The 24,054-nt window shown below is 69.5% G+C and carries 22 protein-coding genes and 3 pseudogenes; 13 read left to right on the forward strand and 12 right to left on the reverse strand.

Going from position 1 to position 24,054, the window contains the following annotated elements; translation table 11 throughout:
* Positions 1 to 530: 530 nt before the first annotated feature.
* Positions 531 to 1,001 (reverse strand): DIP1984 family protein, encoded by a 471-nt coding sequence (locus B1H19_RS00465; protein ID WP_083109337.1) that lies wholly within the window; start codon positions 999 to 1,001, stop codon positions 531 to 533.
* A 133-nt stretch (positions 1,002 to 1,134) separates the two neighbouring features.
* Here B1H19_RS00465 and B1H19_RS40685 point away from each other — a divergent pair.
* Positions 1,135 to 1,369: pseudogene (locus tag B1H19_RS40685) on the forward strand (IS5/IS1182 family transposase); the annotation flags it as partial.
* Between the two features lie 398 nt (positions 1,370 to 1,767).
* Here the strand turns inward: B1H19_RS40685 and B1H19_RS00475 are convergent.
* Positions 1,768 to 2,745 (reverse strand): quinone oxidoreductase family protein, encoded by a 978-nt coding sequence (locus B1H19_RS00475; protein ID WP_083102301.1) that lies wholly within the window; start codon positions 2,743 to 2,745, stop codon positions 1,768 to 1,770.
* Between the two features lie 91 nt (positions 2,746 to 2,836).
* On the opposite strand from B1H19_RS00475, the gene B1H19_RS00480 reads away from it, so the two are divergent.
* A complete protein-coding gene (locus B1H19_RS00480) occupies positions 2,837 to 3,181 on the forward strand; it encodes an ArsR/SmtB family transcription factor (RefSeq protein WP_083102302.1) in 345 nt (114 codons plus the stop codon).
* Positions 3,182 to 3,588: 407 nt separating this feature from the next.
* Here B1H19_RS00480 and B1H19_RS00490 read toward each other — a convergent pair whose 3' ends face one another.
* Together B1H19_RS00490 and B1H19_RS00495 are read right to left on the reverse strand one after the other, a co-directional pair.
* Positions 3,589 to 4,626 (reverse strand): phospholipase D-like domain-containing protein, encoded by a 1,038-nt coding sequence (locus B1H19_RS00490; protein WP_083102303.1) that lies wholly within the window; start codon positions 4,624 to 4,626, stop codon positions 3,589 to 3,591.
* Positions 4,627 to 5,032: 406 nt separating this feature from the next.
* The gene (locus B1H19_RS00495; protein ID WP_159027902.1) at positions 5,033 to 5,533 is read right to left on the reverse strand and encodes a DnaB-like helicase C-terminal domain-containing protein; all 501 of its coding nucleotides are present in this window, start codon (positions 5,531 to 5,533) and stop codon (positions 5,033 to 5,035) included.
* Positions 5,534 to 5,869: 336 nt separating this feature from the next.
* Here B1H19_RS00495 and B1H19_RS00500 point away from each other — a divergent pair.
* Positions 5,870 to 6,698, forward strand: a pseudogene (locus B1H19_RS00500) (transposase family protein).
* A 75-nt stretch (positions 6,699 to 6,773) separates the two neighbouring features.
* Positions 6,774 to 6,905 (forward strand): hypothetical protein, encoded by a 132-nt coding sequence (locus B1H19_RS40555; protein ID WP_335755918.1) that lies wholly within the window; start codon positions 6,774 to 6,776, stop codon positions 6,903 to 6,905.
* Between the two features lie 162 nt (positions 6,906 to 7,067).
* Here B1H19_RS40555 and B1H19_RS00505 read toward each other — a convergent pair whose 3' ends face one another.
* A complete protein-coding gene (locus tag B1H19_RS00505) occupies positions 7,068 to 7,346 on the reverse strand; it encodes an alpha-ketoglutarate-dependent dioxygenase AlkB (RefSeq protein ID WP_335755957.1) in 279 nt (92 codons plus the stop codon).
* 55 nt (positions 7,347 to 7,401) lie between these two features.
* Between B1H19_RS00505 and B1H19_RS40560 the strand changes: the two are divergent.
* Together B1H19_RS40560 and B1H19_RS00515 are read left to right on the forward strand one after the other, a co-directional pair.
* A pseudogene (locus B1H19_RS40560) lies at positions 7,402 to 8,063 on the forward strand (helix-turn-helix domain-containing protein); the annotation flags it as partial.
* 66 nt (positions 8,064 to 8,129) lie between these two features.
* Entirely contained in the window at positions 8,130 to 8,981 is an 852-nt protein-coding gene (locus tag B1H19_RS00515; protein WP_107425822.1) for a class I SAM-dependent methyltransferase, read from the forward strand.
* Positions 8,982 to 9,288: 307 nt separating this feature from the next.
* Here the strand turns inward: B1H19_RS00515 and B1H19_RS00520 are convergent, their stop codons facing one another.
* From B1H19_RS00520 to B1H19_RS00530, 3 genes are all read right to left on the reverse strand, one after another.
* A complete protein-coding gene (locus B1H19_RS00520; RefSeq protein ID WP_083102306.1) occupies positions 9,289 to 9,879 on the reverse strand; it encodes a snapalysin family zinc-dependent metalloprotease in 591 nt (196 codons plus the stop codon).
* A 458-nt stretch (positions 9,880 to 10,337) separates the two neighbouring features.
* Entirely contained in the window at positions 10,338 to 11,660 is a 1,323-nt protein-coding gene (locus B1H19_RS00525) for an MFS transporter (protein ID WP_083102307.1), read from the reverse strand.
* 387 nt (positions 11,661 to 12,047) lie between these two features.
* The gene (locus B1H19_RS00530; RefSeq protein ID WP_083109338.1) at positions 12,048 to 13,217 is read right to left on the reverse strand and encodes an anhydro-N-acetylmuramic acid kinase; all 1,170 of its coding nucleotides are present in this window, start codon (positions 13,215 to 13,217) and stop codon (positions 12,048 to 12,050) included.
* 336 nt (positions 13,218 to 13,553) lie between these two features.
* Between B1H19_RS00530 and B1H19_RS00535 the strand changes: the two genes are divergently transcribed.
* Both B1H19_RS00535 and B1H19_RS00540 read left to right on the forward strand, forming a co-directional pair.
* Positions 13,554 to 14,240, forward strand: a complete 687-nt coding sequence (locus tag B1H19_RS00535) for an ankyrin repeat domain-containing protein (RefSeq protein ID WP_083102308.1) — start codon at positions 13,554 to 13,556, stop codon at positions 14,238 to 14,240.
* A 261-nt stretch (positions 14,241 to 14,501) separates the two neighbouring features.
* Positions 14,502 to 15,488 (forward strand): L,D-transpeptidase, encoded by a 987-nt coding sequence (locus tag B1H19_RS00540; protein WP_083102309.1) that lies wholly within the window; start codon positions 14,502 to 14,504, stop codon positions 15,486 to 15,488.
* Between the two features lie 78 nt (positions 15,489 to 15,566).
* Here the strand turns inward: B1H19_RS00540 and B1H19_RS00545 are convergent, their stop codons facing one another.
* Positions 15,567 to 15,884 carry a hypothetical protein gene (locus B1H19_RS00545; RefSeq protein WP_083102310.1) on the reverse strand — a complete coding sequence of 106 codons (318 nt, stop codon included), beginning with the start codon at positions 15,882 to 15,884 and terminating at the stop codon, positions 15,567 to 15,569.
* A gap of 209 nt (positions 15,885 to 16,093) precedes the next feature.
* Here B1H19_RS00545 and B1H19_RS00550 point away from each other — a divergent pair, with 209 nt between their 5' ends.
* Positions 16,094 to 16,957 (forward strand): ATP nucleotide 3'-pyrophosphokinase, encoded by an 864-nt coding sequence (locus B1H19_RS00550; RefSeq protein WP_107425823.1) that lies wholly within the window; start codon positions 16,094 to 16,096, stop codon positions 16,955 to 16,957.
* Here B1H19_RS00550 and B1H19_RS00555 read toward each other — a convergent pair.
* Positions 16,947 to 17,189, reverse strand: a complete 243-nt coding sequence (locus tag B1H19_RS00555; RefSeq protein ID WP_159027903.1) for an alpha/beta fold hydrolase — start codon at positions 17,187 to 17,189, stop codon at positions 16,947 to 16,949. The genes B1H19_RS00550 and B1H19_RS00555 overlap by 11 nt on opposite strands.
* 185 nt (positions 17,190 to 17,374) lie before the next feature.
* Between B1H19_RS00555 and B1H19_RS00560 the strand changes: the two genes are divergently transcribed.
* From B1H19_RS00560 to B1H19_RS00575, 4 genes are all read left to right on the forward strand, one after another.
* Complete coding sequence (locus B1H19_RS00560) at positions 17,375 to 17,968, forward strand: DinB family protein (RefSeq protein ID WP_083102312.1); 594 nt, start codon at positions 17,375 to 17,377, stop codon at positions 17,966 to 17,968.
* A 223-nt stretch (positions 17,969 to 18,191) separates the two neighbouring features.
* Complete coding sequence (locus B1H19_RS00565; protein WP_418361417.1) at positions 18,192 to 18,314, forward strand: hypothetical protein; 123 nt, start codon at positions 18,192 to 18,194, stop codon at positions 18,312 to 18,314.
* A 28-nt stretch (positions 18,315 to 18,342) separates the two neighbouring features.
* Positions 18,343 to 21,267, forward strand: a complete 2,925-nt coding sequence (locus B1H19_RS00570) for a BTAD domain-containing putative transcriptional regulator (protein WP_083102313.1) — start codon at positions 18,343 to 18,345, stop codon at positions 21,265 to 21,267.
* A gap of 92 nt (positions 21,268 to 21,359) precedes the next feature.
* Entirely contained in the window at positions 21,360 to 22,556 is a 1,197-nt protein-coding gene (locus B1H19_RS00575) for an FAD-dependent monooxygenase (RefSeq protein ID WP_083102314.1), read from the forward strand.
* A 176-nt stretch (positions 22,557 to 22,732) separates the two neighbouring features.
* Here the strand turns inward: B1H19_RS00575 and B1H19_RS00580 are convergent, their stop codons facing one another.
* Together B1H19_RS00580 and B1H19_RS40260 are read right to left on the reverse strand one after the other, a co-directional pair.
* Positions 22,733 to 23,905, reverse strand: coding sequence for a protein-L-isoaspartate O-methyltransferase family protein (locus B1H19_RS00580; protein ID WP_237288966.1), 1,173 nt, complete (start codon positions 23,903 to 23,905; stop codon positions 22,733 to 22,735).
* A complete protein-coding gene (locus B1H19_RS40260; RefSeq protein ID WP_257789421.1) occupies positions 23,902 to 24,036 on the reverse strand; it encodes a hypothetical protein in 135 nt (44 codons plus the stop codon). The genes B1H19_RS00580 and B1H19_RS40260 overlap by 4 nt, the downstream gene beginning before the upstream one ends.
* Positions 24,037 to 24,054: the final 18 nt, after the last annotated feature.

Below are 24,054 nucleotides of genomic sequence, written 5' to 3' on the forward strand. Positions count from 1 at the left end.
AGCGCGTCCGTCTTCCTCATCCGACGCGCAGGAGGCGGCAACCTCAACGGAGCCGCCCCGTTCCTCGGCATCAGCAGTCCCGGCAAGCTCATCGGCTGACGTCCTCTCGCACTGCGTCCGGCGTGCGGTGGGATGCTGACCGGCGCGGTTGCCAGGTCGTTTGAGACCGCCTGTGGCCGGCGCTCTCAAACGACCTGGTTTCGCGGAAGTCTTGTTCGCGAGAGATGAGAGGACCACCGCCAAGATCGCCAACAGGAGCCGCCGGAGATCACCGCTCTCCCTGCTCTCCCTTGTGCTGCGATGTGGAAAGCCCCGAACCCGCCCTCGCCGCCTCGGATCTGCACGTGGTGATGTGCTGTGCGATGTGCACCTTTACCTGTACGCGATGCTGAGCTGCACTGTTGATGGGGAGTCGAACCCCCGCGTTGCTCTTCACGCACCAGGAGTGGGCTGGAAAACCGCCAGCCCTCGGTGTGTGCACGCCTCCGAAGCTGCTACCTGCTCCACATCGTCCCAGCCGACTGGACTGCTCAATCCAGCAGATCGACCTCCCAGTTCGTACGCTGGATCCGCACATCGACCTCGCGGATCTCCCGGGCGAGTGCATCCGCCTGACCGCGTAGTTCCGCGACCGGAAGCGCGGAAAGCATCATCAACTCGGACCGAAGCTGCCGGCCGTATCCCCGCTCGCCCTTACCCGCCGCCGCGTCCGCCGCTGCGGTGACCACGGAGTGACGCAACCGCAGGACGTCCCGGCGGGCGAGGGCATCGGTGAGTGTGCCGTCCGGACCCATCTCCACGGTGGCATTGGTCCGGTTGATCCGCCGAATCAGCGTTTCCAGAGCGTTCAGCACCTCACCGGCCTCAGCCAACAGCTGAGCTGCGTCCTCGGCGGGTGTCTCCCCTTCCTGGTACCGCGCACTGCTGACGACGCGCGCTCGCAGCTGTTCCACACGGCGCGTCGCCTCCGCACGTTCTGCCAGTGCCTCAGCAAGCTTCACTGTCTCCACCTCCCCCTCCATGAGCTCGCACGAGTATACGAGTGCGAGCCGGCTCATCCGCACCCGGATTTTGATCCGCCGGAGCCCTGGACCAGCCATTGGCAGAACGTCGTGGGTCGGGCATTTCCCCTGCATCGGTGGGGTGTTGCGGGCTGAGGCGTTGGGGGGAGACGTTCACCGGACTTCGGATGAGGCAGTGCGAGCGGCTGCTGAAGGTCGTGCGTGAGCGGGGTGGTAACGGCCCCGGTGGCGGCCGACCGTGGCGGCTGCCGCTGGCGGACCGGGCGCTGCTGGTGGCGGATTACTACCGTCGAAACGGTACCGGCGCTGGTTGGGCCGTGATACGCATACGGCCCGCTTCCACGTGCATCGGGGGCGGGCCGTCTGGCATGCAGTGACGCGCACCGATCGCCTCCTCGCGCTGCGCAACGAACAGCGACACTCGCGCCGCGCCCGAAACCACCCTACGCAGCACGCAGGAAACCTGACTCATCGCCAAGTCGGCGGTCTCTGCCTGGGGATAGGCGCCGGGGGGGCGAAGGCTGAGCCGAACCGGATTCCGTACACACCGGCCAGCACGAGGCAGTGCGCGGACAGCCAGCTTTCCCTCGACGGTGGAGAAACTGTGGGGCGTGCGGTGTTGCTGCCTTCCTGGGGCCGCGTCCTTGAGGCCCGGGGCACGGCATGCGCCCCGGGCCTGTGGCTCCTGGCGGGTGACCGGCGGGATGGTCCCGCGTCGCGGCCCGTCGTGTGCGGCAGTCGGCGGTCAGTCGGTGATGCGCAGCAGCAGCTTGCCGGTGGACGTGCGTCCGCCGATGAGCTGGTGTGCGTCGGCCGCGTCCGAGAGGGGGAACTCGGCGGTGACGGGAAGGACGACCGCTCCGTCGCAGACGGTGCGCAGGGCGCGTTCGGTGAGCGCACGCAGGGCGTCGGGGGCGGACTGGGCGAGGGCGAGCGCGGAGAAGCCCCCGACGGAGCGGCCCTGCGCGTACAGCTCGTCCTGCCCGGCCCGCCAGGGCTCGGCGCCGCCGGCGTTGCCGAAGGACACCAGGCGCCCGAAGACGGCCAGTGCCTCCAGGCCGCGGCGCAGTGTGTCGCCGCCCACCGGGTCCAGGACCAGGTCGACGCCCCTGCCGCCGGTCGCCCGGCGGACGTCCGTTTCGAAGGTGTCGGGCCGGAACACCTCGTCGTAGCCGTGCTTGAGTGCGTAGTCGGCCTTGGCGTCGCTGGAGGCCACCCCGTACACCGCGCCGGCGCCCGCCGCCCGGGCCAGTTGCCCGACCGCCGTGCCGACGCCTCCCGCCGCGCCGTGCACCAGCACGCTTTCCCCGGCCCGCAGTCGCCCCACCTCGTGGACCAGGGCGTACGCGGTCGGCAGCACGGTCGGCAGCGTGGCCGCGGTCCGCAGGTCCAGCCCGTCGGGCAACGGGAAGACCGTCGCGGCCTCCGCGAGCACGACCTCGGCGTAGCCGCCGCCGTCGACGAGCGCGGCGACCTCCTGACCCACCCGCAGACCCTCGACGCCCTCCCCGACCGCCCGGATGCGCCCGGAGACGTCCAAGCCCGGACGGTGGGGCAGCGACGCCACTCGGTACCCGTTGGCACGCGCCTTCACGTCCGCGAAGTTCACTCCCGCCCAGACGGCATCGATGGTCACCTGGCCCGGCCCCGGCTCGGGCGTCGGGGCCTCGACGATCCGCAGTACCTCGGGACCGCCGTACTCCTGGAACTCGACCGCGCGCATGCGTAAACCCCTCCCATGAGTGTTCAATCAGAAGCGAACACTAGCACTGTATGATGGGCATCGAACACTGGGTCGCGGAGGAGGAAGAAAGATGTCGGACCAGGCTGAATGCGGAGGGCACCGTGCGGCGCCCGTGCACACGCACCCCGACGATGTCCCGCTTCTCACCGCTCTGTCCGCGCTCGCGGATCCCGTACGCATCCAGTTGGTCCGCGACCTGGCGAGCCACCCCGACTGGGCGCTCAGCTGCAGCAACTTCGACGTACCGGTCGGCCGGGCCGCAAAGAGCCACCACTTCTCGGTCCTGCGCGACGCCGGTCTGGTCGAGCAGCGCGACCAGGGCCCCAAACGGCTCAACCGGCTGCGCCGCGAGGAGTTCGACGCCCGCTTCCCCGGTCTCCTGGACCTCACCCTCCGCGCCGACGACGCCGAATAGCAGCGGCTAGCTCCTCCGTCGGCCGTCCGCCACCGGGGCCGTCTCAGTGAGCCGTTCTCGGTAATGCCTCGTGACGGTTGGTGACCTTCGTTCAGGCGGTGCGATCACGTTCGAGCTGGAGTAGGACGAGGGCGGCTTGAGCGAGACGGGTGATGACCGCGGGGCCCTGTACGGGCCGTGCGCACGCTGATCGCCGCAATGGGTGAGGACGGCCCCGTACCGAGAGGCCACTGTTCGTGCGCATCGACCGGCACGGCCGCATTGCGTCGCCGATGATGCGGTATGGCAAGTCGATCAGCGACCCGACCGGGCGACTGCCCCCCCGATGCCGCCTGCGATGTCATCGAGCGACTTACAGAAGCCTCCGGCCTCGAAGGGCGGTGGCGCGGATGCGTACTGGCGGCCACTTACCGGTAGGTGGTCAGAAGCGTGTTGATGTAAGCCTCGTAAGCGGTAGCGAGGCCGGGATCTGTGAGGATGAGGGCATTTTCGGCGTTGGTTTCGGCATGTTCGGAGAAGTTGTAGGAGCCGGTCACGACTGTTTGGCCATCGATGACCAGGACCTTGTTGTGCATGAAGTCTTGTTCCTTGCCAGGTGTGAAGGGGTGGCTGGGCGCGGCGGCGAAGCGGGGATCATCCATGAACCAGAACAAAGCGGGGTCCAGGTGGCCGCTGTGGCGGGCATCAGCCATGCCGCCCGGGTCATAGACGCCCGCCAGGTCAGCACCTGCTTCGTTGAGGTCGGCCAGGGCTTGCAGGATGCCCGGATCAGAGAGCAGGAATGCGGCCATTCGCAGCCGAGTGGCGCCGTTCATGGCAGCGATCACGCGGTCTTCGATGCGTTCGCCGGCCTGAGGCTCGAACTGAGTCTCGATCTGCACGCCGTCGACGGAGATTGAGGTCGCGGGGGTGGCAGTGAGCGCGTCGGGTGCGGCGGCTAGGAGAGCTTCGAATTCGGCGCTGTAGACGGCCGCCAGGTCGGAGCTGCTGACAGTCAGGCAGTTGTTGTCCTGCAAGGTCAGGCCGCCAACGGTGAAATTCGCCGACCCTGTCCAGACCGTGGCGTTGTCACGGATGAGGAACTTGTTGTGCATCAACTTCCCAGCATGTTCCGGGTAGGGGGTGGCATGGTCTGCAAGACCCGCCTGGTTGATCGCCTCGCCAGTGGTCCCAGGCTTGGGGTCGGCGGTCGGACCACCATGCTGGGCCGGGCCAGCGTCATACAGCAACCGCAAGGCGATGCCGCGGTCGGCGGCGCTCTTCAATGCCTCCAACACCGCAGGCTCACGCAAGTCGTAGATTGCCACGTCGAGGTTGCGCTGGGTACCGGCGATGAAATCAGCCAGGTGCTTGCCAAGGTCGGCGTTCAGCTCACAGCGCTTGGATTCAAAAAACACCGACAACCCGTCGCGAGTAAATGTAGTCGTAGGCTGCTGATCATTCATTGCTGCTCCGTGAGCACACGACACTAGCGAGTAAGTGGCACATGCAGGTGCCTCGAACCTCTATCGGCTTCCCAGTGTGCAGTGCCGCATGTCGCCTCGCATCTGGAAGCCCGGCCCTCTCTCCACAGTTCGAGGAGATTGACAGGGGCGGGCCGTCTGCCACCGCGCGGTTGTTTGAGGTGGTCAGCCTGACCCTCACAAACTCCCGGATCCGCCGGCGTGGCGTTCCAGGAGCCAGCCGCAGTCGCGGGCGAGACGGGTGATGTGGGCATACTTCGCCAGCAGTCCATCCCCCAGCCCTGGACGGGCGGTTGTGGGCCCATGGTGCACAGCGCGGATCGGTCGATGTACCACTGCACGCTTCCGTGCCACAGCCGCTCGGTTCGCTGTACGGCGTCGGGCAGTATCACTTCCATGCGGACACGCAGCAGCCCTTCCAGTTCCTCCAGTTCCATGGGGGCAAGCTGCTTGGAGCGGAGGACGAGGGCTCGGTCGATGGTGCGGCGCATCGTCGTGACGTCGATGGGGACGGTGTGGGTGGCTCGGGAACCTTGAATGGCGAGAGCAGTCGGTCGGGCGCTGGTGTCCAGGTCCACAGGCGCGATTCCTGGAGGGATTCGCTTGCTCGCTTGAGCCGCACCATGCGCCTCTCCTTGGGTGTTTCCCACCTGTCGACGTTGGTGAAGGACTCGGCTGCGAGGAAGTTCCCCATCAGGCTGTCGTGCGCGACTTGGTAGTTGATGAACGCCACCGTGCGCCCTTCGGCGAGGTTGTGCCGGGCCACGGTGAGGGCGAAGGCGCTGGTGCCGACGGACGGTCTCCCGGCGACGACCGTGACCTTCCCGGCAGGTAAGGGGCCGGCCAGGGCGTCGAAGTCGGACAGGCCGGTGAACAGCTGGTTGGACACGAGCGCTCCCCTCCGCATCGAGATGCGAAACTCTGTTCGAATTTGAATTGCAGGATCTCGCGGCTCGTGGCATAGGACGACGCAGTGACCTGCTACTTCTCGCGGTGTCTCACGTCGTTGGACATGGCTTCCGTCTCACGGCCGTGTCATTTCCTCGGACGTCGGCCGCAGTGTGCGGGCAACGCCCACATGCTCACTGAGGTCTTCTCGGCGACGTGACGGTTGTGGTGCGTGATGGTGCGCCGAGCCTGGGGGTGACCTGGCGTCAGGCACGCGTGAAGCCCCTAGTAGGAACAGGTCCGCGAAGATCACGTTCCGTACAACCAGAGGCACCACGTGACGTCCAGTATCGCCTACACCGCCGTGCTCGATGTCCGCAGGGGGACGGCCGAGCACCTCGCGAAGCTGCTGCGCGGGCACCGCGAGCGGCTGGGGTCCCGCAAGGGCACTCGCGTGCTGAACGTCTTCAAGCAGGCCGCGCTCATGCTGCGCTGGTTCGTCGACGGCACCCGGTTGGTGCAACTCGCCCTGGACAACGGCATCTCGGTGCCGACCGCCTACCGATACCTGCACGAGGGGCTGGCCGTTCTGGCCGACCACGCCCCCGATCTGTCCACCGCACTTGAGCGGGCGGCGGCCGCCGGGTACACCCACATGAACCTGGGCGGCACGCTGATCCGCACCGACCGCGTGGCCGCCGTCGACCCCAGCGGCGCGGACCTGTGGTGGTCCGGGAAACACAAGCACCACGGAGGCAACGTGCAGGTCATCGCCGCCCCGGTCGGCTGGCCGCTGCGGATCTCCCGGGTCCGCCCAGGCCGGGAGCACGACACCACCTCTGCCCGCGCGCACGGACTCGTCGACACCCTGAACCGGCTCGCCGCCACCTTGGGCGTCCCCACCCTGACCGACCTCGGCTACGAGAACGCCGGGCCCGGGTTCCGGCACCCGGTCAAGAGGCCCAAGGGCGGTGAACTCGCCGAGCCGGACAAGGCATTCAACGCCGTGGTCCGAGGCATCCACGCGGTCAGCGAACGTGCCAACGCCCTGCTGAAGGTCACCTTTAAGGCCCTGCCGCAGGGTCAGCCTCGACCCCGCAGCCATCACCCGTATCGCTCGAGCCGCCCTCGTCCTACTCCAGCTCGAACACGATCGCACCGCCTGAACGAAGATCACCAACCGTCACGAGACATTACCGAGAAGGGCTCAGTGCCTGCTGCCGCCGGACGTCCGCAAACTGATGGCCAATACCAAAGCCGAGGGTGGCGGGCTCTGCCAGCTCGGCGACGAGATGGCGACGGTGGTCGGCGGACCGGAAGGGGTCACGGTCATCGGCCACAGACCGTTCAGGGTGGTCGACCTGGATCGGTGAGTGCAGCGCGGCGCGGCAGGCGATCAACCGCTTCCTGCGCGCGACGTGATGACGTACTCAGCATGCCCAGCCGTGTGACCGGCGACATCTCGGTGCCCCAGAGGAGAGCTCGGTCATTCGTTGGGCGTGCGGGCGGATGGTCTGGTGCTGTTTCGGTGGGGGCTATTGGTCGGGATGCAGCAGAGTGCGGAAGGTCACCGACACACGTCGGCCGCGTGGGACACGCCCGGTGGGTCCGGGATCGCTCTTGCGCGGGGCGATGGCATGGCGCCAGGTGTAGCGGGCTGGCCCGGTCATGACCAGCAGGCTGCCTGGTGCGAGCGGGACTCCCAGCTTCGCGCCGTCCTCGGGATCGGTGAAATCCATGAGGCAGCCGGAGCCCAGTGAGATCGCGGCGATGACCGGACCGAAGCAGGGCAGGCAGTCAATGTGGGCGCTGATCCCCTGACCCGGTTGGTACTACGGAGCGGGGAGCCCCGGGAAATTGTGCGGATGGCTGACTGAACGCGTGAGTGTTCGTGAGATCGGTGACGATGAGGGGCGGCGTCTGCTGCGGATCATGCGCAGGGGTACAGGATCGGTGGTGATCTGGCGGCGGGCTCAGATGGTGCTGCTGTGCGCTCAGGGAATGCCCGTGGCGAAGATCCCTGAGGTGTCGTTCGCCAGTGACGACCGGGTCCGCCGATGTGATCCACAACTTCAACACGGGGACGGCTTCGACTCGCTCTACCCGAGGGACAAGGGCGGCCGGCCGAAGACGTTCACGCTGCCCGAGCGCCGCGAGATCAAGAAGGTCGCCAAGTCCCAGCCGACCGAGCACGATCTGCCGTTTTCCACCTGGAGTCTGACCAAGCTGGCGGACTTCCTGGTCGGCGAGGGGGTGGTCGACGGCATCAGCCATGAGGGCCTGCGCATCCTGCTCCGCGAGGAAAGTGTCTTCTTTCAACGCCTGAAGACCTGGAAGACCTCCCCGTGATCCCGACCTCCCGTGATCCCGACTACGCCGCGAAGAAGGCCCGCGTCGAGCACCTCTACGCCATCGCCGACGGCGAGGTCATACCCGAGGCCGGTGAGCCCGAAGTCGTTTTCTGCACGGACGAGTTCGGACCGCTCAATCTGATGCCGCATCCGGGACGACAGTGGGCCGAACGCGGAGGACCGCGCATGAACCTGGCTTTACCCATCAGGCCGGCCCCCTTGGAATCGATCATCTAGGCTGGCGCGGTGACTGATGAGCAGGAGCGGGTGCAGCCGTCGGGAGTGTGGGCCACGGCGGTGGGGGTGGCCAGGGTGCGGGCGCTGGAGAGTGAGCGGGAGAACGCGCTGTTCCGCGACCCACTGGCACAGGCCTTCGCCACCGCCGGCGGCCTATGGCCCTCCTCGCCACCGCTGCCCGATGACGAGGCCGCGCGCCGCCGCCGGCTGGCCGTGGCGTTCTCCATCGTCATCAGGACGAAATTCCTCGACGACCTGTTGCAGCAGGCCTCCGCGTCCGGGGTCCGGCAGGTCGTGCTGCTCGGCGCCGGCATGGACAGCCGGGCCTTCCGGATGGACTGGCCCGAGGGCACCCGGCTGTTCGAGGTCGACACCGCCGCGCCACTGGACTTCAAGGCTTCGGTGCTGCGCCAGGAGCGGGCCGTCGCACGCTGCGAGCGGATCACCGTCGCGGTGGATCTGCGTGAGGACTGGCCAGGCGCGCTGGCCGCCGCAGGGCACGACCCGGCGGTGCCGACCGTGTGGATCGCCGAAGGACTGCTGATCTATCTGCCCGAGGAGGCGGTGGAGTTGCTGCTGGCCCGGATCAGCGCGCAGTCGGCGGCAGGCAGTTGGATGGGGCTGACGTTGGGCTCGCGCGGCGTGATCGAGCGCTTCAGCGCGGACGCCGTGCCGGGATCGGCGGCGTCCATGTGGGTCTCGGAGATGCCCGACGACCCGGTGGGCTGGCTGGCCGGGCACGGCTGGGAGGCCGACAGCCACACACTGCGCGAGCGCGCTGCTGCCTACGGCCGCCCGATCAGCACCCCGCCGCAGGGCGAGGAGCGGCCCGGCGGACTGGTCTCCGCGGTCCGCCGGTAGGGTCAACTGCTCGGCGCCAACCCGGTCCTCAGCACGCAGGGCCACACCCGTCGGGCGAGCCCGAAGCAGCCCGACATCACCGATCAACTGGTAGGCCACCGCACACAGATCTTCCTCGTGGGCGGACGGGCTCCGCACGTCGCGGCTCTTCTTCCAGCGCGCACCGTCGGCGAACTACAGCTGCTGGCGGTGGCCAGACCATGGGGCCTGGCCACCTACGAACTGGGCGCCAGCGGGAGATGCACGAGGTGGGTGCAGCCGTGGCCCGCAGCGGACCGGCCCTGGTTGCCGCCGTGTCGCCGGCCGGTCAGCGCGAGGCGGTGGGCACCCGGCCGGACCAGATGTCGATCACCACCTGGTGGTGATGCGGGCGCACCGCCAACGTGCCGGAGGAGTAGTTCTTGTCGACCTGCGCCGCCTCGGCCGCGTTCGGCTTGGCGTTCTTGCAGGACGTGCCGGGGCCGTGGCCGGACATGAGCTCCGAGCACGGGCCGCTGTAGTGGTCGGGCAGCCCGAGGATGTGCCCGGTTTCGTGCGCTGTGATCCGGGTCACGTCGTAGCCCTGGTCCACCGCTTGCTGGCCCAGCTGCACGTCACCGTTGCCACCGGGGAAGATCGGCCCCAATGTGGTCTGCGGCCAGCCGCTGGTCGCCTCGTAGACGTAGTCGGCCGAGCCGGGGGTGCTCGTCGGCACCAGGCGCACGTTGTGCACCGCGTCGTTCCAGTTCTTCACGGCCTGCTTGATCGAGTCCGCCCACTTACCGGCATGGCTGGCGTCGTAGGTCAGGGTGACCACAGCCGCGGTCGCATGCGGCGCGGGGTACGCCGAAGCGACGCCGACCGGAGTGCTCAGCATGGTCGGGACAATTGCCGCCAGGGCGACTATTCGCTTGATCATGAGACTGGTGCGCCTCCTTGGGTCTCAACTTTTGCCCGCAGTAAACGAGTTCGTCGCGAACACGACAACCTCTCTGCCGGTAATCGGCGCTCAGCGGCTGCCAAGTTGGCTCAAAGCGCACCGGAATTGACAGCGGATCGGACGGGGGAAGGTGTAAGGCGGCGTTCGCAGGTCGTGGGTTTGAGCGGATGGCCGACCGACGGGCAAGGATCTCGTCTACCCACTACCCACGACCTTGCCCGGTACGGGGTGCTGAACTGCGTGATTGGATAGCGGAGATGCAGGCGCGGCCTGACCGCGCGGCGGTCGTTGTTCAGGCGTTCAACCGCAGGGCCGGGGCAGCACGAGGAAATCCTCAGGGAGTGGTCAAGGGTCGATACTCGGCTTCAGAAGGTGGCCGAACCCGTATCAGCACCGTGCCGGCCCAGCGCGCCGCGTTCTCGTGTTCCGGGCTTCCTTCATCCGATGACCGATGCCTGCCGTTCCGCGTCCGGTGTCCGTCCCGCTTCGAGTTCGAGCAGGGCGGCGGTGTTGGGGGCAGGCCGACGGGACCGGTGCAGGGCTGTTGCCGCGGACAACACGACCGGGGCTGCGGCAAGTGCGAAGCACACAGGTAGGGGGAGGCGGCCCACCGCTAGACCGGTGGCGGCTGTTGCTCCCGCCGAACCGGCGTTGAAAGCGGTGTTGACCCATGCGCCCGCTGTGGTGCGGGTGGCCGGACTGGCGCACTCATCGGCGATCAGGTAGGCGGTGGTGATAGCGGGGGCTACGAACAGTCCGCCGAGCGCTGCCCACGCGATGAGCACGTAGGGATGGGGGGAAAGCCCCGTCGCGGCCAGGGTCAGCCCCAGGGCCGCCGCAACGACCGCTAGCCGCAGCCTGCTTGAGGCACGCCATGAGACGGCGCCATAGACCAGGCCGCCGATTGCACTGCCCCCGGACAGCGCTGCCAGGACCCAGGCAACCGCCTCAGGTTCTTGCTGTTCGTCAGCGAAGGCGATCACAAGCAGATCGAACGCTCCCAGGCACATGCCCACCGCGGCTGAGACGGCGATCGCCTGACGCAGGCCGGGGCCGCCTTGCAGCAGTCGCCGGCGCAACGGGGCGGATTCCACGCCGTCGACGAGTCCCTCGGACGGCGCCGGCCCGGCGGGAGCCTTCTGACGACCAACCCATCCGCGGACCGCAGGAGACGAGATCAGGGCGAGTGAGCCGGTCAAGACGAGTGCGGCGCTCACTGCAAGTCCGGCCCATGGCGCCGCGACTCGCGCCAGCATTCCCACCAGCAGCGGTCCTGTGACGAAGAGGAGTTCCTCGGCGACCGTGTCCAGACTGTACGCACGCTGCAGCAGCCGCCGTTCGGGAACCAAGCCGCTCCACAACGTCCGCATCACCGGGCCGAGCGGCGGCGTACACGCGCCGGCGGGAACCGCCAAGACCCCCAGCAGAATTCCTGATGTACCTGGCCACGAGGTCGCGAAGGCCAGCCCGGTCAGCAACAGTGCGTAGGCAGCGGCCATGGGGAGCAGAACTCGGCGCGGCCCATAGCGGTCGACCAGACCAGCACGGGTCGGCGAGAGAAAGACACTGGTCAGCCCGAACAGAGCCATGACGGTGCCGGCTACGGCATAGGAGTTGGTGGCCTCTTTGATCGCCAGCAACAGCGACAAGGAGACCATTCCGTAGGAAAGCCGACCCAGCAATGCCGCACCGAACGTGCGGCAGGCGTAACGGGTGCGCAGCACAGCCGCATACGAAGGTGCGAGAGAAGACGCAGACATGATCCTGTTCCTCGGTGACAGCGCCGAGTTGATGGCGCTCGAACGTGCATGGGCAGCGAGGGCCGCGCCCGGTGGGCGCAGTCAGCACTGGCTCCTATGCACGAAAGAGGAACATGCGGGCACCGTAGCAGAACATGGTGCTGGCCGGGCCATGTTCGGGATGCTGTCCGTGCTCACTGAACTCCAGCGTGAACTGATGTGGCGCATACCCACGACGGGCTCGCCTCCGCGCGGGCCGGGGGCGGGTCGGCGGGCGCCGACCGAAGCTCACCGCGGTCCTATGCCCGTGCCCCGTCAGCCCAAGAGGACCGCAGCTACGCGGCGTTGAAAACTGCCGATGGGTTGGGCCGGGGTATGGCTGCGCTCACTGTTGGCGGGCGGGCGTGGTCACCCCGTGATCCGCAGTCCGCGTGGGGGCCGCGGCGCTGGTTGTGGTAGCCGGAGTGGGGAGCGACCCGGTGTGATGCTCCCGAGGAGGGTGGCGTGACGGGCGCCCGTGCTTGAGGGGAGGGTGCCGGGCAGTCCGTGGAACGTGAGGAACCCCAGGATGGTGAAGGCCAGGGCTTCCTTGGCCTCGGAGGGCAGGCCGAGGTCGTCGCTGGGGCGCAGCGGTACGTCGGGGAGTTCGTCGGCGATCATCTGCATGAGTGTGGGATTGCGTGTTCCGCCGCCGGAGACGACGAGCTCGGTGACGTGGTGGGCGCGGCAGGCGTCGGCGACGGTGACGGCGGTCAGGCGTGTCAGGGTGGCCAAGACGTCGTCGGCGTCGAGTCCCGGTGTGCTTTCCAGCGCTCGGTGCAGGTAGGGGAGGTGGAAGTGTTCCTTGCCGGTGGTCTTGGGGGCGGGCCTGCGGTAGTACGGGTCGGACAGGAGCAGGCGGAGCAGGTCGGCGTGGGGTCGCCCGGCGGCGGCTCTGCGTCCGTCCTTGTCGTAGTGTTCCGCGCCGCCGGTGAAGTGTCGGACGGCGGTGTCCAGGAGGGCGTTGGCGGGGCCGATGTCGAAGGCCAGTGGTTCGGTGTCGGGGGCGACGACGGTGAGGTTGGCGATGCCCCCGAGGTTGAGTGCGGCCGGTGTGCCGGGAAGCGCGCCCAGCAGCAGGGTGTCGGTCATGCTGACCAGCGGGGCGCCCTGTCCGCCGGCGGCGACGTCTTTGCTGCGCAGGTCGGAGATGACGGGGAGTCCGGTTCGTTGGGCGATCCAGGCGGGCTGGCCGAGTTGGAGTGTGCCGTGGACGGTGCCGTTTTCGACCCAGTGGTAGAGGGTCTGGCCGTGTGAGACCACAAGGTCGGCGGCATCGGCGCACAGCTCGTTCAGGGCGCGTTCGGCTGCGGCGGCGAAGGTGTGTCCGATGCCGGTGTCCAGGGCGCAGATGGCCTGCGCGGTCGTGGTGGCCGGGGGCAGGGCGGTGGCGATGAGGTTGCGCAGATCGTCCGGGTAGGGGACGGAGAGGTGTCCGAGCGGCCGCAGGTGCAGGGTGTCGCCGTCGAGGGTGAGGTCTGCGGCGGCGGCTTCGATGGCGTCGTAGGAGGTGCCGGACATCAGGCCGATCACGCGCAGGAAGCCCTCCGGCACATCCGCTGCGCGGCCGGGGCGGGATGGAGGCATGGTTCCGTCCTGAATCTGCCGGCACTGGAGCAGGGCTGCACACTCTAATGTTTGCTTCGTGCTCTCTGGAGGACTGACGTGCCGGCTGAGGACTGACGTGCCGGCCTATGAGGCAACGCCCCGCATGTCTCTTGTGGGCGTGCCCGCCGTGGTCGACGGGCGCAAGGGTTGGCAGTCGCCTGGTTGTGGGCGGCGGCTCCGAACAGGCCCTGAGTACCGGACAGACCCTGGGCAGGGCCCGGTGTACCGCCTCGGCGCGGCCCGACGGGGTCGGTTAGCGTAGCCCGCATGATCAGTATGGAGTGGGACGGCCTCACCGACCGCGAGCGCTTCAACGACTGGTACCGGCAGGCGCGGGACCGGTTCTCGGACATGGCCCGGGACGCCGACTGGACCAGCCTGTTCGAGGAGTTGGGGAAACATCCGAGGTGGGTCAACCTCCCCCGGCCCGGGAACCACAGCGGCTTCGCCCCGCTGCATCAGGCGGCCTGGCACGGCGCCGACTTCGCTGTCGTCTCCCGGCTGATCGCGTACGGCGCCTGGCGCACACAGCGCACCCGGGACGGGCGTCGCGCTGTGGATATCGCGCGGGAGCAGGGGCACACACATCTGCTGGAGCTTCTGGAGCCGGTCGTGGTGCGGCGGCTCCCCTCCCCCGCGGAGATGCTGGAGCACCACTTCCATGCGCTGCTGCGGGAACGGACCGGCCGCTGCTTCGAGGAGATCGAGCACCTGCTGCCGCCGCTGGCTCCCTTGACGGAGGGACCGGCCGTGGAGATCTTCTTCGGGGTGGTCGGCATGATGGGCGGCTTCACCTACCACCTCGAGGAGGACTACGTCGATGTGCACGGCCACTCGCGGATGGACGCCGACGACGGGGATTACTACCGGGTGACCCCTGACGGCTGGTCCAGGGTCGCACGCTCGCCCATGTCGCCGACTCCCCCGCCCGCCCGGCAGCGCCCCGCGTCCTGACCCCGGAGGAGTTCGGACGTCGGGCCACCGTGCCCCGACCAGGAATGCATCGCACGCAGGCTGATGCGAGGGGTGGGCGCATCGCCAGGCGCAGCCGGATCGGGTGTCCTGTGCCATCGGACGTCGAGGGCGCGCCATCGACGCATGAGTGACATGGATCACTAAAGATCTGCGTGCCGGACGCAACTGCGACCCATACCGTCACTGTCTGACAGAGAGCTGGGCCCGTCCGGGCCGGGCGGCGAGAAAGCGGGGCAGGTCGTGGTACGGCGCAGGGGCGGCATAGGGATCGCACTCGTCACGGTCGCGACGCTGATGGGCGCGAGCGCCTGCGGCGGGGGCGGCAGTGACAAGGCGAGCGGGGACGACGGAAAGGCGCCGGCAAAGCCGAGTGCGAGTGCCTCGCCGTCGCCGACGAAGCCCGCGGGCCCGCCGATGCTGCTGGAGACGCTCACCCCGCAGCCGGGAGCCACGGTCGGCGTGGCCATGCCGATCTCGGTGGTCTTCACGAACCCGGTGGCGGCGAAGGCGCGGGCCACGGTCGAGAAGCACTTGAAGGTGAGCGCCTCGCAGCCGGTGGCCGGCGCCTGGCACTGGTTCGGCGACAGGCGCGCCGACTGGCGGCCGAAGACGTACTGGCCCTCCGGCACGAAGGTGAAGATCGACGCTGATCTGAAGGGCGTCGGCAACGGCAACGGCCGCTACGGCGTGCACGGCTACACGCACACCTTCACGATCGGCGACGACGTGCGCGCGGATGTGTCGGTGACCGGTCACACCATGAAGGTGACGCGGAACGGCAAGGCGGTACGCACCCTGTCGATCAATGCGGGCAGCGCGCAGTATCCGACGTGGAACGGCACGATGGCCGTCATCGACAAGCAGAAGAAGGTCCATATGACCTCCTGCAGCGTCGGCATCAGCTGCGACAAGGGCAGCCCCAACTACTACGACCTGACGCTCCCCTGGGACATCCATCTGACCCAGTCCGGCACGTATGTGCACTACTCGACCGGCGACCCCAACCCGGGCAGCGGCAGCGCCCGCGGCTCGCACGGCTGCGTCCATCTGTCCATGTCGGACGCCAAGTGGTTCTACGGTCAGGTCAAGCAGGGCGACCCGATCACCGTCACCGGCTCGCCCCGAGCCAAGGCCTCTGCCGACAACGGCTACGCCGACTTCAACCTGGGGTGGGACCAGTGGCTCGCAGGCAGCGCGTCCGGGGAGCAGACGACCGCGAAGCTGTGAGGCGCCGAGGCGGCGACAAGCCGCGAACGCGTCATACCTTGACATACCTTGACGGAGGACTGACCGTCTGAACCCCGTTCAGGTATCGACCAACGGGAGTTCCCAGCGCGGTCCGCCGAATGCCTCCAGCGCGGCCGACAGCTCGGGCGTCAGCGGGAACATGCGGTCCAGCGGGATCACTACCACCCAGCCATAGCGCCCCACCCGGCTGCTTCGGGACAGCGCCACGCCGTGGTGGACCAGCACCTGCACGGCGGCGTGCGAGGTCGAGCGGCCGAGCCGGGTCTCGATGGGGCGCACGGCGATCCGGGCAACCTGCTGCGGGGGGAGCCGGATCCGGCGGCCGTCGACGGTCGCGTCGATCCACACCAGATCAAAGGCAACGAGGCTGAGCATCCGTCGCCAGCGCACCTTCTCTCGCTGCTCGAGGGCTCGGGCTCACCGGCGCCCATCGGTGGCCCGGCCGGTTCTCGCCGCTACCTCCGGACCCCGCGCACCGTTGCATCTGTCGCCAGGTGCCGCGCCTGCGCCACTCGGGCCCGTGCGGCATCCATAGATGCACCATCCGTAGGTGCACCATCCGTAGAGAGGACAACCACGCTCCGATGCACACCGACCACTCCGCCCAGCGCACACCCCACCGCACCGTCCAGCGCACCGTCCAGCGCACCGCCCGACGCACCGTCACCCGGGCCGCCACCGCCGCCGCCCTGGCCGGTGCGCTCGCCCTGGGCGCCGTCCACACCGCCACCGCCGCGGCCCCGTCCGCCGCACAGACCCGGACCACCGACCCGGGCGGCGGCTGGCAGCAGGACGGGCTCTCCCTCAACGCCGCCGAAAACAAGGCCGTCGACGCCTTCGCCGCCCGCGCCCAGCGCGCCGCACGCACCATCAGCCCCCAGGTCCGCGCCGCCGCCCTGCTCAGCCATGCCGCACTGATCGGCTTCGACCACCGGCTGAAGTCCCCGGACTCGCTCAAGCGCAAGGTCGCCACCAAGCTTCAGGAGCACCCGGGCCAGAGCGTCGGGCAGGCGCTCGGCTCGATCAACGACGCGGTCCGCTTCACGCTCCAATGGCCCGACAGCAAGTACAGCAGCGGCGTCACCACCGCGGCCCGGCTGCTGTCCGACTGGGGCAACGACTCCGCCCGCTGGTCCAACACCTGGCACCGCCCCACCGGCTACAAGGCGATCAACTCCGCCTGGCGCGCACCACACTCCCACCAGCTCTTCGAGGTCCAGTTCCACACCCCCGAGAGCAAGTGCGCGCAGCAGGAAACCCACAAGCTCTACGAGGAGCAGCGGCTGCCCGGCACGCCGCCGGAGCGGGTGCGCGAACTCCAGGAGCAGCAGAACGCACTCTTCGCGGCGGTGCCGGTGCCACCCGGCGCCAGGCAGCTGACCGCGCCGACCCACCGGCTGCCGGCACCCGACCCGGCCCGCCGGCTCCCGGCAGCGCTCACTGCCTGAGGAAGGCCAACCGGTCGGCGTTCAGCTGCGCATGACGGCCGGCGCGGATGCCGTGCCCTGCCGTCGGGTACTCCTTGTACGTCGTGTCAGGGATCAGCTCGGCGGTGTGCCGCCTGGTGACGTCCACCGGCGCCGAGAAGTCGGCGGCGCCGTGAACGATCAGGGTCGGTAGGCCGATCTCGTGCACCCCGCCCGGTGATCGGTGTCCACGGACGCCATCGTGCGAGCTCACCAGCATGCGGCCGCCACCGGCCGAAAAGGGGGATCCGTCGGCCGGACGAACCGGAATTGCCTGCTGCACCAGGGCTCCCGGGACGGCCGGTCGACGGCGCAGACGGCCCAGTCGTTGGCTGACGCTTTGTGCGCGGCCGGGAAACCCATGCGGCCTCTGTCGGCAGGTGGTGCGAGACTCGGCGCATGAAGCCCAATGATCCTCAAGACGACCTGCACCGTTACCTCAAGGCGGCCCGCGAAGCCGTCGTCTGGAAGCTGGACGGACTGTCCGAATACGACGTCCGTCGCCCCCTGACACCGACTGGCACCAACCTGCTCGGGCTCGTCAAGCACCTCGCCAGCGTCGAGTTCGCGTACTTCGGCCCGACTTTCGGCCGCCCACACAAGGAATCCCTCCCCTGGCACGAGGAGGGCGCCGAGCCCAACTCGGATATGTGGGCACCCGCCGACGAGTCACGCGAAGATATTCTCGGCCTCTACCGCCGCGCCTGGGCGCACGCGGATGCGACGATCGAGGCGCTACCACTCGATGCGATGGGCCACGTTCCATGGTGGGGCGATAACGGTGATGTGACGCTTCAGCGGATCATGCTGCATATGACGGCCGAGACGAACCGGCACGCCGGCCACGCCGACATCGTCCGCGAGCTGATCGACGGAAAGGTCGGCATGCGAGAGGCCAACAGCAACATGGCCGGCGGCAACGAAGCCTGGTACCAGGAGTACTGGAACAGGCTGGAGGCGTCTGCCAAGCAGGCCCAGGCCGAGCTGAGTTGAGCTGAGTTGAGTTGAGTTCGTTCGGGGAGGGGGACTTGCCTTGGCAGCTCGCGGTGGCGCCTACCTCCCCACCCGTCGCAGGCGGCGGCTCGCTGCCAGAAATCGGCGATGACAGCGTCGCAGTCGCGGTCGATGCCCGCGGCGAGGATGTGGAGGCTGGGCAGGTCGTCCTGGCTGACAGCGTCGAGCCATTGCGCTGGAGTCGCTCACCGCGCTGGGGCGGTTGGGTGAGCCCGAGGGCGTCGCGGACGGCGTCGCGTTCCTGGCCGGCCCACAGGGCCGTTGGGTGACCGGTCAGACCGTCGACGTCTGGGGTGGGACCTTCCTCGGCACGATCGCCCCGTGATCCTTCGCGCCGATGAATAATCGCCGGTATGCGGTTCGGAATCCTCGGCGAGACCCGAGCATGGCACGGTGACGGCGGCGAGGTCCCGTTGGGCGGACCGGCGCGGCGGGCGCTGCTGGCCCTGCTGCTGGTGCGCCCCGGAGAGGTCGTCTCGTCGGACCGGCTGGCTGACGAGATCGACCCGGCCGGGGCGTTGTCGGCGCATTCGTTGCAGTCCCAGGTGTCCAGGCTCCGTAGCGCACTGGGGTCCGGGGCCGCGATCGAACGCGCCGGAGCGGGGTACCGGATCGTGGTCGATCCGGATGATGTGGACACGTGCCGGTTCGAGCGTATGGCCGGGGAGGGCCGCGCGGCGCTCACGGACGGCGACGCCGGGCGGGCGGTCGTGCTGCTGCGCGAGGCGCTGGAGTTGTGGCGGGGGCCGGCGCTGGCCGACCTGCCCGAGAGCGAGTCGGCCCGGGCCGCCGCGGTGCGGCTGGAAGAGCGTCGGCTGGGGGCGCTGGAGGACCGCCTCGAAGCGGGGTTGCGGCTCGGCGAGCACCGGACGGTCGTACCCGAGTTGCGTGAACTGGTCGGCTGCCATCCGCTGCGGGAAGGGCTGGCGGGGCTGCTGATGCGGGCGCTGTTCGCCGAGGGCGGGCAGGCGGAGGCGCTGGTGGTGTTCGAGGAGACTCGGCGGCGCCTGGCCGACGAGCTGGGCGCCGATCCTTCGGCCGAACTGACGGCGTTGCACCGGGAGTTGCTGAGCGTCGATCCGGCGCCGTCGCCCGCCGCGCCGCCCGCCCAGCTGACGAGTTTCGTGGGTCGGGCCGATGAGGTGACCGAGGTCGCCGAGACGTTGCGGGTGGCCCGGCTGGTCACTCTCATCGGGCCCGGCGGCGTCGGAAAGACCCGGCTGTCGGTCGAGGTCGCGGGCGTCGGGGGCGCCGTGGACCAGGTGTGCTTCGTGGAGTTGGCCCCGCTGCGCGACGGTGCGGGCCTGCCGCATGCCCTGCTGGGCGCGCTCGGCCTGCGCGAGAACGGGCTTCAGATGGACGGCGGTGCGACGACGCCGGTCGATCGTCTGATAGCGGCGCTGTCCGACCAGGTGTTGCTGCTCGTCCTGGACAACTGCGAGCACCTTGTCGACGAGGTCGCCAGGCTGGCGGCGCGGCTGCTGGCGACGTGCCCGCGGCTGCGTGTGCTGGCGACGAGCCGGGAGCCGCTCGGCATCATCGGTGAGCATCTCTTCCCGGTGCGGCCGCTCGACGAGGAGGCGGCCGTACGGCTGTTCATCGAGCGGGCCGGTGCCGTGCGGCGCGGCTTCAGCGCCGACCCCGGGGTCGTGCGGCGGATCTGCGCGGCGCTCGACGACCTGCCGCTGGCCATCGAGCTGGCGGCGGCGCGGTCGCGCACCCTGGGCATCGACGACCTGGCGGGGCGGCTGGACGACCTGCTGGCCGTCGGTGCCCGCGTCAACCGCACGGCGGAGGAGCGGCACCGCACGCTGCGCTCGGTGGTCGCGTGGAGCTGGGACCTGCTCTCCGAGCCCGAACAGCGGGCCGCGCGGCGGTTCACGGTCTTCGCCGGGGGCGCGACGGCCCAGTCGGCGCTTGGGGTGTGCGGTACCGACGGTGAGACGCTGGAGGCGCTGGTCGACAAGTCGCTGCTGGAGGTCGCGGGCGGCCGCTACCGGATGCTGGAGACGATCCGCGCGTACGGTGCCGAACGGCTCGACGCGGCGGGCGAACGCGAGTCCGTGCGGCGTGCCCACGCCCGGCGCCTGCTGGAGCTGGTGCGGACGGCAGACCCGCATCTGCGTCGGGCCGAGCAGTTGGAGTGGCTGCCCGTGGTCGCGGCCGAGCACGGTGACCTTCTGGCGGCGCTGCGCTGGGCGGTCGAGGGGCCGGCAGTGGAGACGGCCTTCGCCTTCGAGTTGCTGGCCGCGGCGTTCGGCTACCTGTGGATCCGGGGCGCGTCCGCGTCGGTCGCGCCGTTGGCGATCGCCCTGCTCGCGTCGGTGGGCGAGGCGGTCCCCGACGGGCTCGGCGAGGAGTACGCGACGTGCGTGCTGCTGGCCGGCGCGGCGACGGCGACGGGCGACGCCGGGGAGCGGGTGTGGCAGCGGCACCGTGCGACGGCCGGGAAGGCGCTGGCGGCCGCGTGGCCCGGCGACCGGTCGGGCCGCTACCCGGTCGTCCTGCTGCTGTGGATGATGCGGAACGCGGGCGGACCGGACCCGCAGGGCGCCTTCGCGCTCGTTTCGGGCCAGCGCGACTGCCCCGAGCCGTGGGCGCGGGCCGCCGCCCACTATGTGTCGGGGTTCGGGCATCTGGGCCGGCGGGATCCCGCGGCGGCCGAGGACGCCTTCGGCCGGGCCCTGGAGGGATTTCGTGCGCTCGGTGACCGCTGGGGCAGCGCGCTCGCCCTGGACACGCTGGCCGGTGTGGCCGGCGCGCGCGGTGACCGAACGCGAGCCCTCGCGCTGACCGACGAGGCCCTGGTGCTCACCGAACGGCTCGGCGCCCTGGAGGACAGCGCCGACCTGCTGGTCAACCGGGGCGATCACCTAGCCGGGGACGACGCGGCGGGGGCCCGTACCGCCTATGCGAACGCCGCCGCGCTGGCCCGCAGCGCCGGCAGCTCCACCTACCTGGCGGCCGCGCTGCGCGGGCTCGGTGACATCGCCCTGGAGGAGGGCGATCTGGCAGCGGCGGAGCGGCTTTACAGCGAGGCGCTGGACCGGATCGATCCGCACTGGATCAAGAGTCTGGGGCCCCGGGTGCGCACGCTCATCGGCCTCGGCCGCATCGCCGCGGCGCGGAGCCACCACGCAGAGGCGCGCAGGCGCTACCGGCAGGCCGCCGAGGTCGCCGACACGGCCGGGGCGCACGCCGCGGAGGTGCTGCGGATGGTGGGGTTGTCCGACAAGGCCGTGGAGACCGTCCTGGGGGCCGTGGCCGCGGACCGGTGAGCGCGGTCATTCCTCCTCGGTCAGCGCGGTCTTCCCTTCGCGGTGAGCGCGCGGTGAGCCCGCGGTGAGCGCTCCCGTAGAAGGTCTGCGGCATGACGAACCTCAAGGTACTGATCTCCGGCGCCTCCGTCGCCGGCCCCGCGCTCGCCTACTGGCTCCATCGGCACGGCTTCCAGGCCACCGTCGTGGAGCGCGCCCCCGCGCTGCGCGACGGCGGCTACGCCGTCGACTTCCGCGGCGAGGCCCATCTGACGGTCCTGCGCCGCATGGGCATCCTGGCCGACCTCGAGCGCGTCCGGACGGGCATGGGCTCGATGTCGTACGTCAACAGCGCGGGCAAGCCGCAGGCCAAGCTGCCCGCCGACATGTTCGCCGGGGACATCGAGATCCTGCGGGGCGACCTGGCCCGGATCCTGTACGACGCCACCAGGCAGCACACCGAGTACGTCTTCGGCGACTCCATCACCTCGCTCACCGAGGACGCCCATGGTGTGACGGTGTCCTTCGAGCACGGCGCGCCGCGCCGGTTCGACCTGGTGATCGGCGCGGACGGGCTGCACTCCACGACCCGCCGCCTGGCGTTCGGTCCGGAGGAACGGTTCGTCAAGCACCTGGGCGTGCACTGCGCGATCTTCACCACCGCCAACCACCTCGGCCTCGACCACACCGGGCACGCCTACCGCACCGCGGGCAGGCTCGTCGCGCTCCACAGCGCCCGCCACAACGCCGAGGCCAGGGCCGTCTTCTACTTCGCCGCGCCGCCGCTGGATGCGGACCGCCGTGACGTGGCGCGGCAACAGGCCATCCTCACCGAGACCTTCGCCGGCAACGGCTGGGAGAGCGACCGGCTGCTCCAAGACATGCGCTACGCACCCGACTTCTACTTCGACTCGGTCGGCCAGGTCCACATGGACACCTGGTCCCGCGGCCGGGTCGCCCTGATCGGCGACGCCGCGTACTGCCCGTCCTCCCTGTCGGGCATGGGGTCGGGTCTCGCCCTGGTCGGCGCGTACGTCCTGGCGGGCGAGCTGGCCGCCGCGCACGGCGACCACCGCATCGCGTTCGAGCGGTACGAGGAGGAGATGCGCGAGTATGCGGTGGGCTGCCAGAAGATGGGTGACGGCGTCGCCAAGCTGATGGTCCCCGGAAGCCGCGCCCTGGCCACGCTCCTCAACCGCTATTACAAGGTCATGCTGTACCTGCCGGGCAAGAACATGGCCTCCAAGATCGCCCGCAAGGCCGCGGAGAACATCACGCTCCCCGACTACCGCGAACTTGACCGACGGTAAGCGCGCGGCGCGGAGGACGAAGGATCCAGCGGTGGGCGGCTCGTGGCCGCTCAGGCCGGCCCCTCAGTCTCAGGTTCGTGGCCGCTCGGGCCGGCCCGTCAGTCTCAGGTTCGTGGCCGATCGGGCACCGCGCGGCCATCGGTCGTGAGATTGGCCGCGGAATCCGAGATCCCCCCTCAGACGGCCCACGCGTGCTGGGGGTCGTCCAGCCACACCCGTTGGCCCTCCGGCGTCACCGTCAATCCGAAGCGGTCAATACCCGGTTGGCCCAGACCGGTCCACCATTGGTAGGCGGCTTCCACTTCGTTCCACAGGCGGCGCGGTCCGGACTGCCAGACGCGGGCCCGGGTGCCGTCACGGAACAGTACGCAGGCCCAGGACCGGTCGGTGAGGCTGTAGAACCACACCGGCCGGGAAGTGCCTTTCCTGTCGGCCGCCGCCTGAACGCACCCTGGAACCCGGAGTCCGAGGATGAAGGGCAGCGGCCCGAACCGCCCGCTGCCGAATTCGTCCTCGGTGAGAGCTGCCGTGGAAACGTCGGCGCCGTTCACGCCTTCAGCAGGGACGTAGTCGCTTGGGTCGATCCGCTGCCTCTGGCTGCGGCTCTGCATGAATTCCACGCCTCGCAGAAAGTGACCGGAAGCTGTGCTGCCGTCGCTCCTGAGACAGGCGACGGCGTTGGCGTGACTGTAGATGGTGCCCCAAGGGGCGACCAGGAGGCCGCCTCTCCGGGTTTGTTCGATCAGGGCCCCAGGAAAGTCGCGCAGAGCGAAGGTGACGAGGATCCGGTGGTACGGCGCTCTCGCCCGGTATCCGTCGGAGCCGTCACCGACGACTGTGTGCGGGTGCAGGCCCGCCGCGCGGAGCCTGCTTGCGGCGTGGGCGGAGACGGTGTGATCCACCTCCACTGTGGTGACAAGGCCGCGACCGGCTCGGTGAAGCAGCGCACCCGCCGTCTCGCCGGTGCCGGTGCCGACGTCCAGGACGGACATGCCGTGGTCGAGGTCGAGGTCTCCGAGGAGCTGGTAGACGACGGACGGTGCCGAGGAGGAACTGGTGGCCACGCGCCCCGGTTGGTCTCCTGTGTGCGCGCCGTCATCCCATTGCGTGACGAGCGGGACGTCGGAGTCGGCTGCGGCGTACCAGGCTTCCGGGTCGGTCGGCCTGTCGACGTCGTAGCTCCGTTTGTCGATCATGTCCCAGGGCCACATGCGGTCCGGGAGGAACGCGGCCCGGTCGACGGCCTGGAATGTCTCCAGCCACTCAGGGTGCATCGAGCCCGACGCGAGGAGGGAGCGCCCCAGGCCGACGCGGCCGGGGCGAAGGCCGGCAGCGGCGACTGTCCTCACTTGCGGTGTGTGCCGTCGCCCGGCGGAGTCGTTCCGTCGGGGCTGGGCTCATCCGGGGTCCATGGCGAGCCAGGCAGTTCGTCGTTGTCCCCGTCGCCCCCACTGGTGGGCAGCACATACTCGACGAGCATCGGACCTCCCGCAACCTT

Source organism: Streptomyces gilvosporeus (genome assembly GCF_002082195.1).
Lineage (GTDB): Bacteria > Actinomycetota > Actinomycetes > Streptomycetales > Streptomycetaceae > Streptomyces > Streptomyces gilvosporeus.

Bases quoted from the DNA above. Each gene is read 5' to 3' on its own strand.
- B1H19_RS00490 (WP_083102303.1), bottom strand. From the start codon at position 4,626: ATGAATGATCAGCAGCCTACGACTACATTTACTCGCGACGGGTTGTCG.
- B1H19_RS00550 (WP_107425823.1), top strand. From the start codon at position 16,094: ATGCACACCGACCACTCCGCCCAGCGCACACCCCACCGCACCGTCCAG.
- B1H19_RS40260 (WP_257789421.1), bottom strand. From the start codon at position 24,036: ATGCTCGTCGAGTATGTGCTGCCCACCAGTGGGGGCGACGGGGACAAC.
- B1H19_RS00545 (WP_083102310.1), bottom strand. From the start codon at position 15,884: ATGCTCAGCCTCGTTGCCTTTGATCTGGTGTGGATCGACGCGACCGTC.
- B1H19_RS00520 (WP_083102306.1), bottom strand. From the start codon at position 9,879: ATGATCAAGCGAATAGTCGCCCTGGCGGCAATTGTCCCGACCATGCTG.
- B1H19_RS40555 (WP_335755918.1), top strand. From the start codon at position 6,774: ATGGCCAATACCAAAGCCGAGGGTGGCGGGCTCTGCCAGCTCGGCGAC.
- B1H19_RS00525 (WP_083102307.1), bottom strand. From the start codon at position 11,660: ATGTCTGCGTCTTCTCTCGCACCTTCGTATGCGGCTGTGCTGCGCACC.
- B1H19_RS00560 (WP_083102312.1), top strand. From the start codon at position 17,375: ATGAAGCCCAATGATCCTCAAGACGACCTGCACCGTTACCTCAAGGCG.
- B1H19_RS00575 (WP_083102314.1), top strand. From the start codon at position 21,360: ATGACGAACCTCAAGGTACTGATCTCCGGCGCCTCCGTCGCCGGCCCC.
- B1H19_RS00475 (WP_083102301.1), bottom strand. From the start codon at position 2,745: ATGCGCGCGGTCGAGTTCCAGGAGTACGGCGGTCCCGAGGTACTGCGG.
- B1H19_RS00570 (WP_083102313.1), top strand. From the start codon at position 18,343: ATGCGGTTCGGAATCCTCGGCGAGACCCGAGCATGGCACGGTGACGGC.
- B1H19_RS00480 (WP_083102302.1), top strand. From the start codon at position 2,837: ATGTCGGACCAGGCTGAATGCGGAGGGCACCGTGCGGCGCCCGTGCAC.
- B1H19_RS00535 (WP_083102308.1), top strand. From the start codon at position 13,554: ATGATCAGTATGGAGTGGGACGGCCTCACCGACCGCGAGCGCTTCAAC.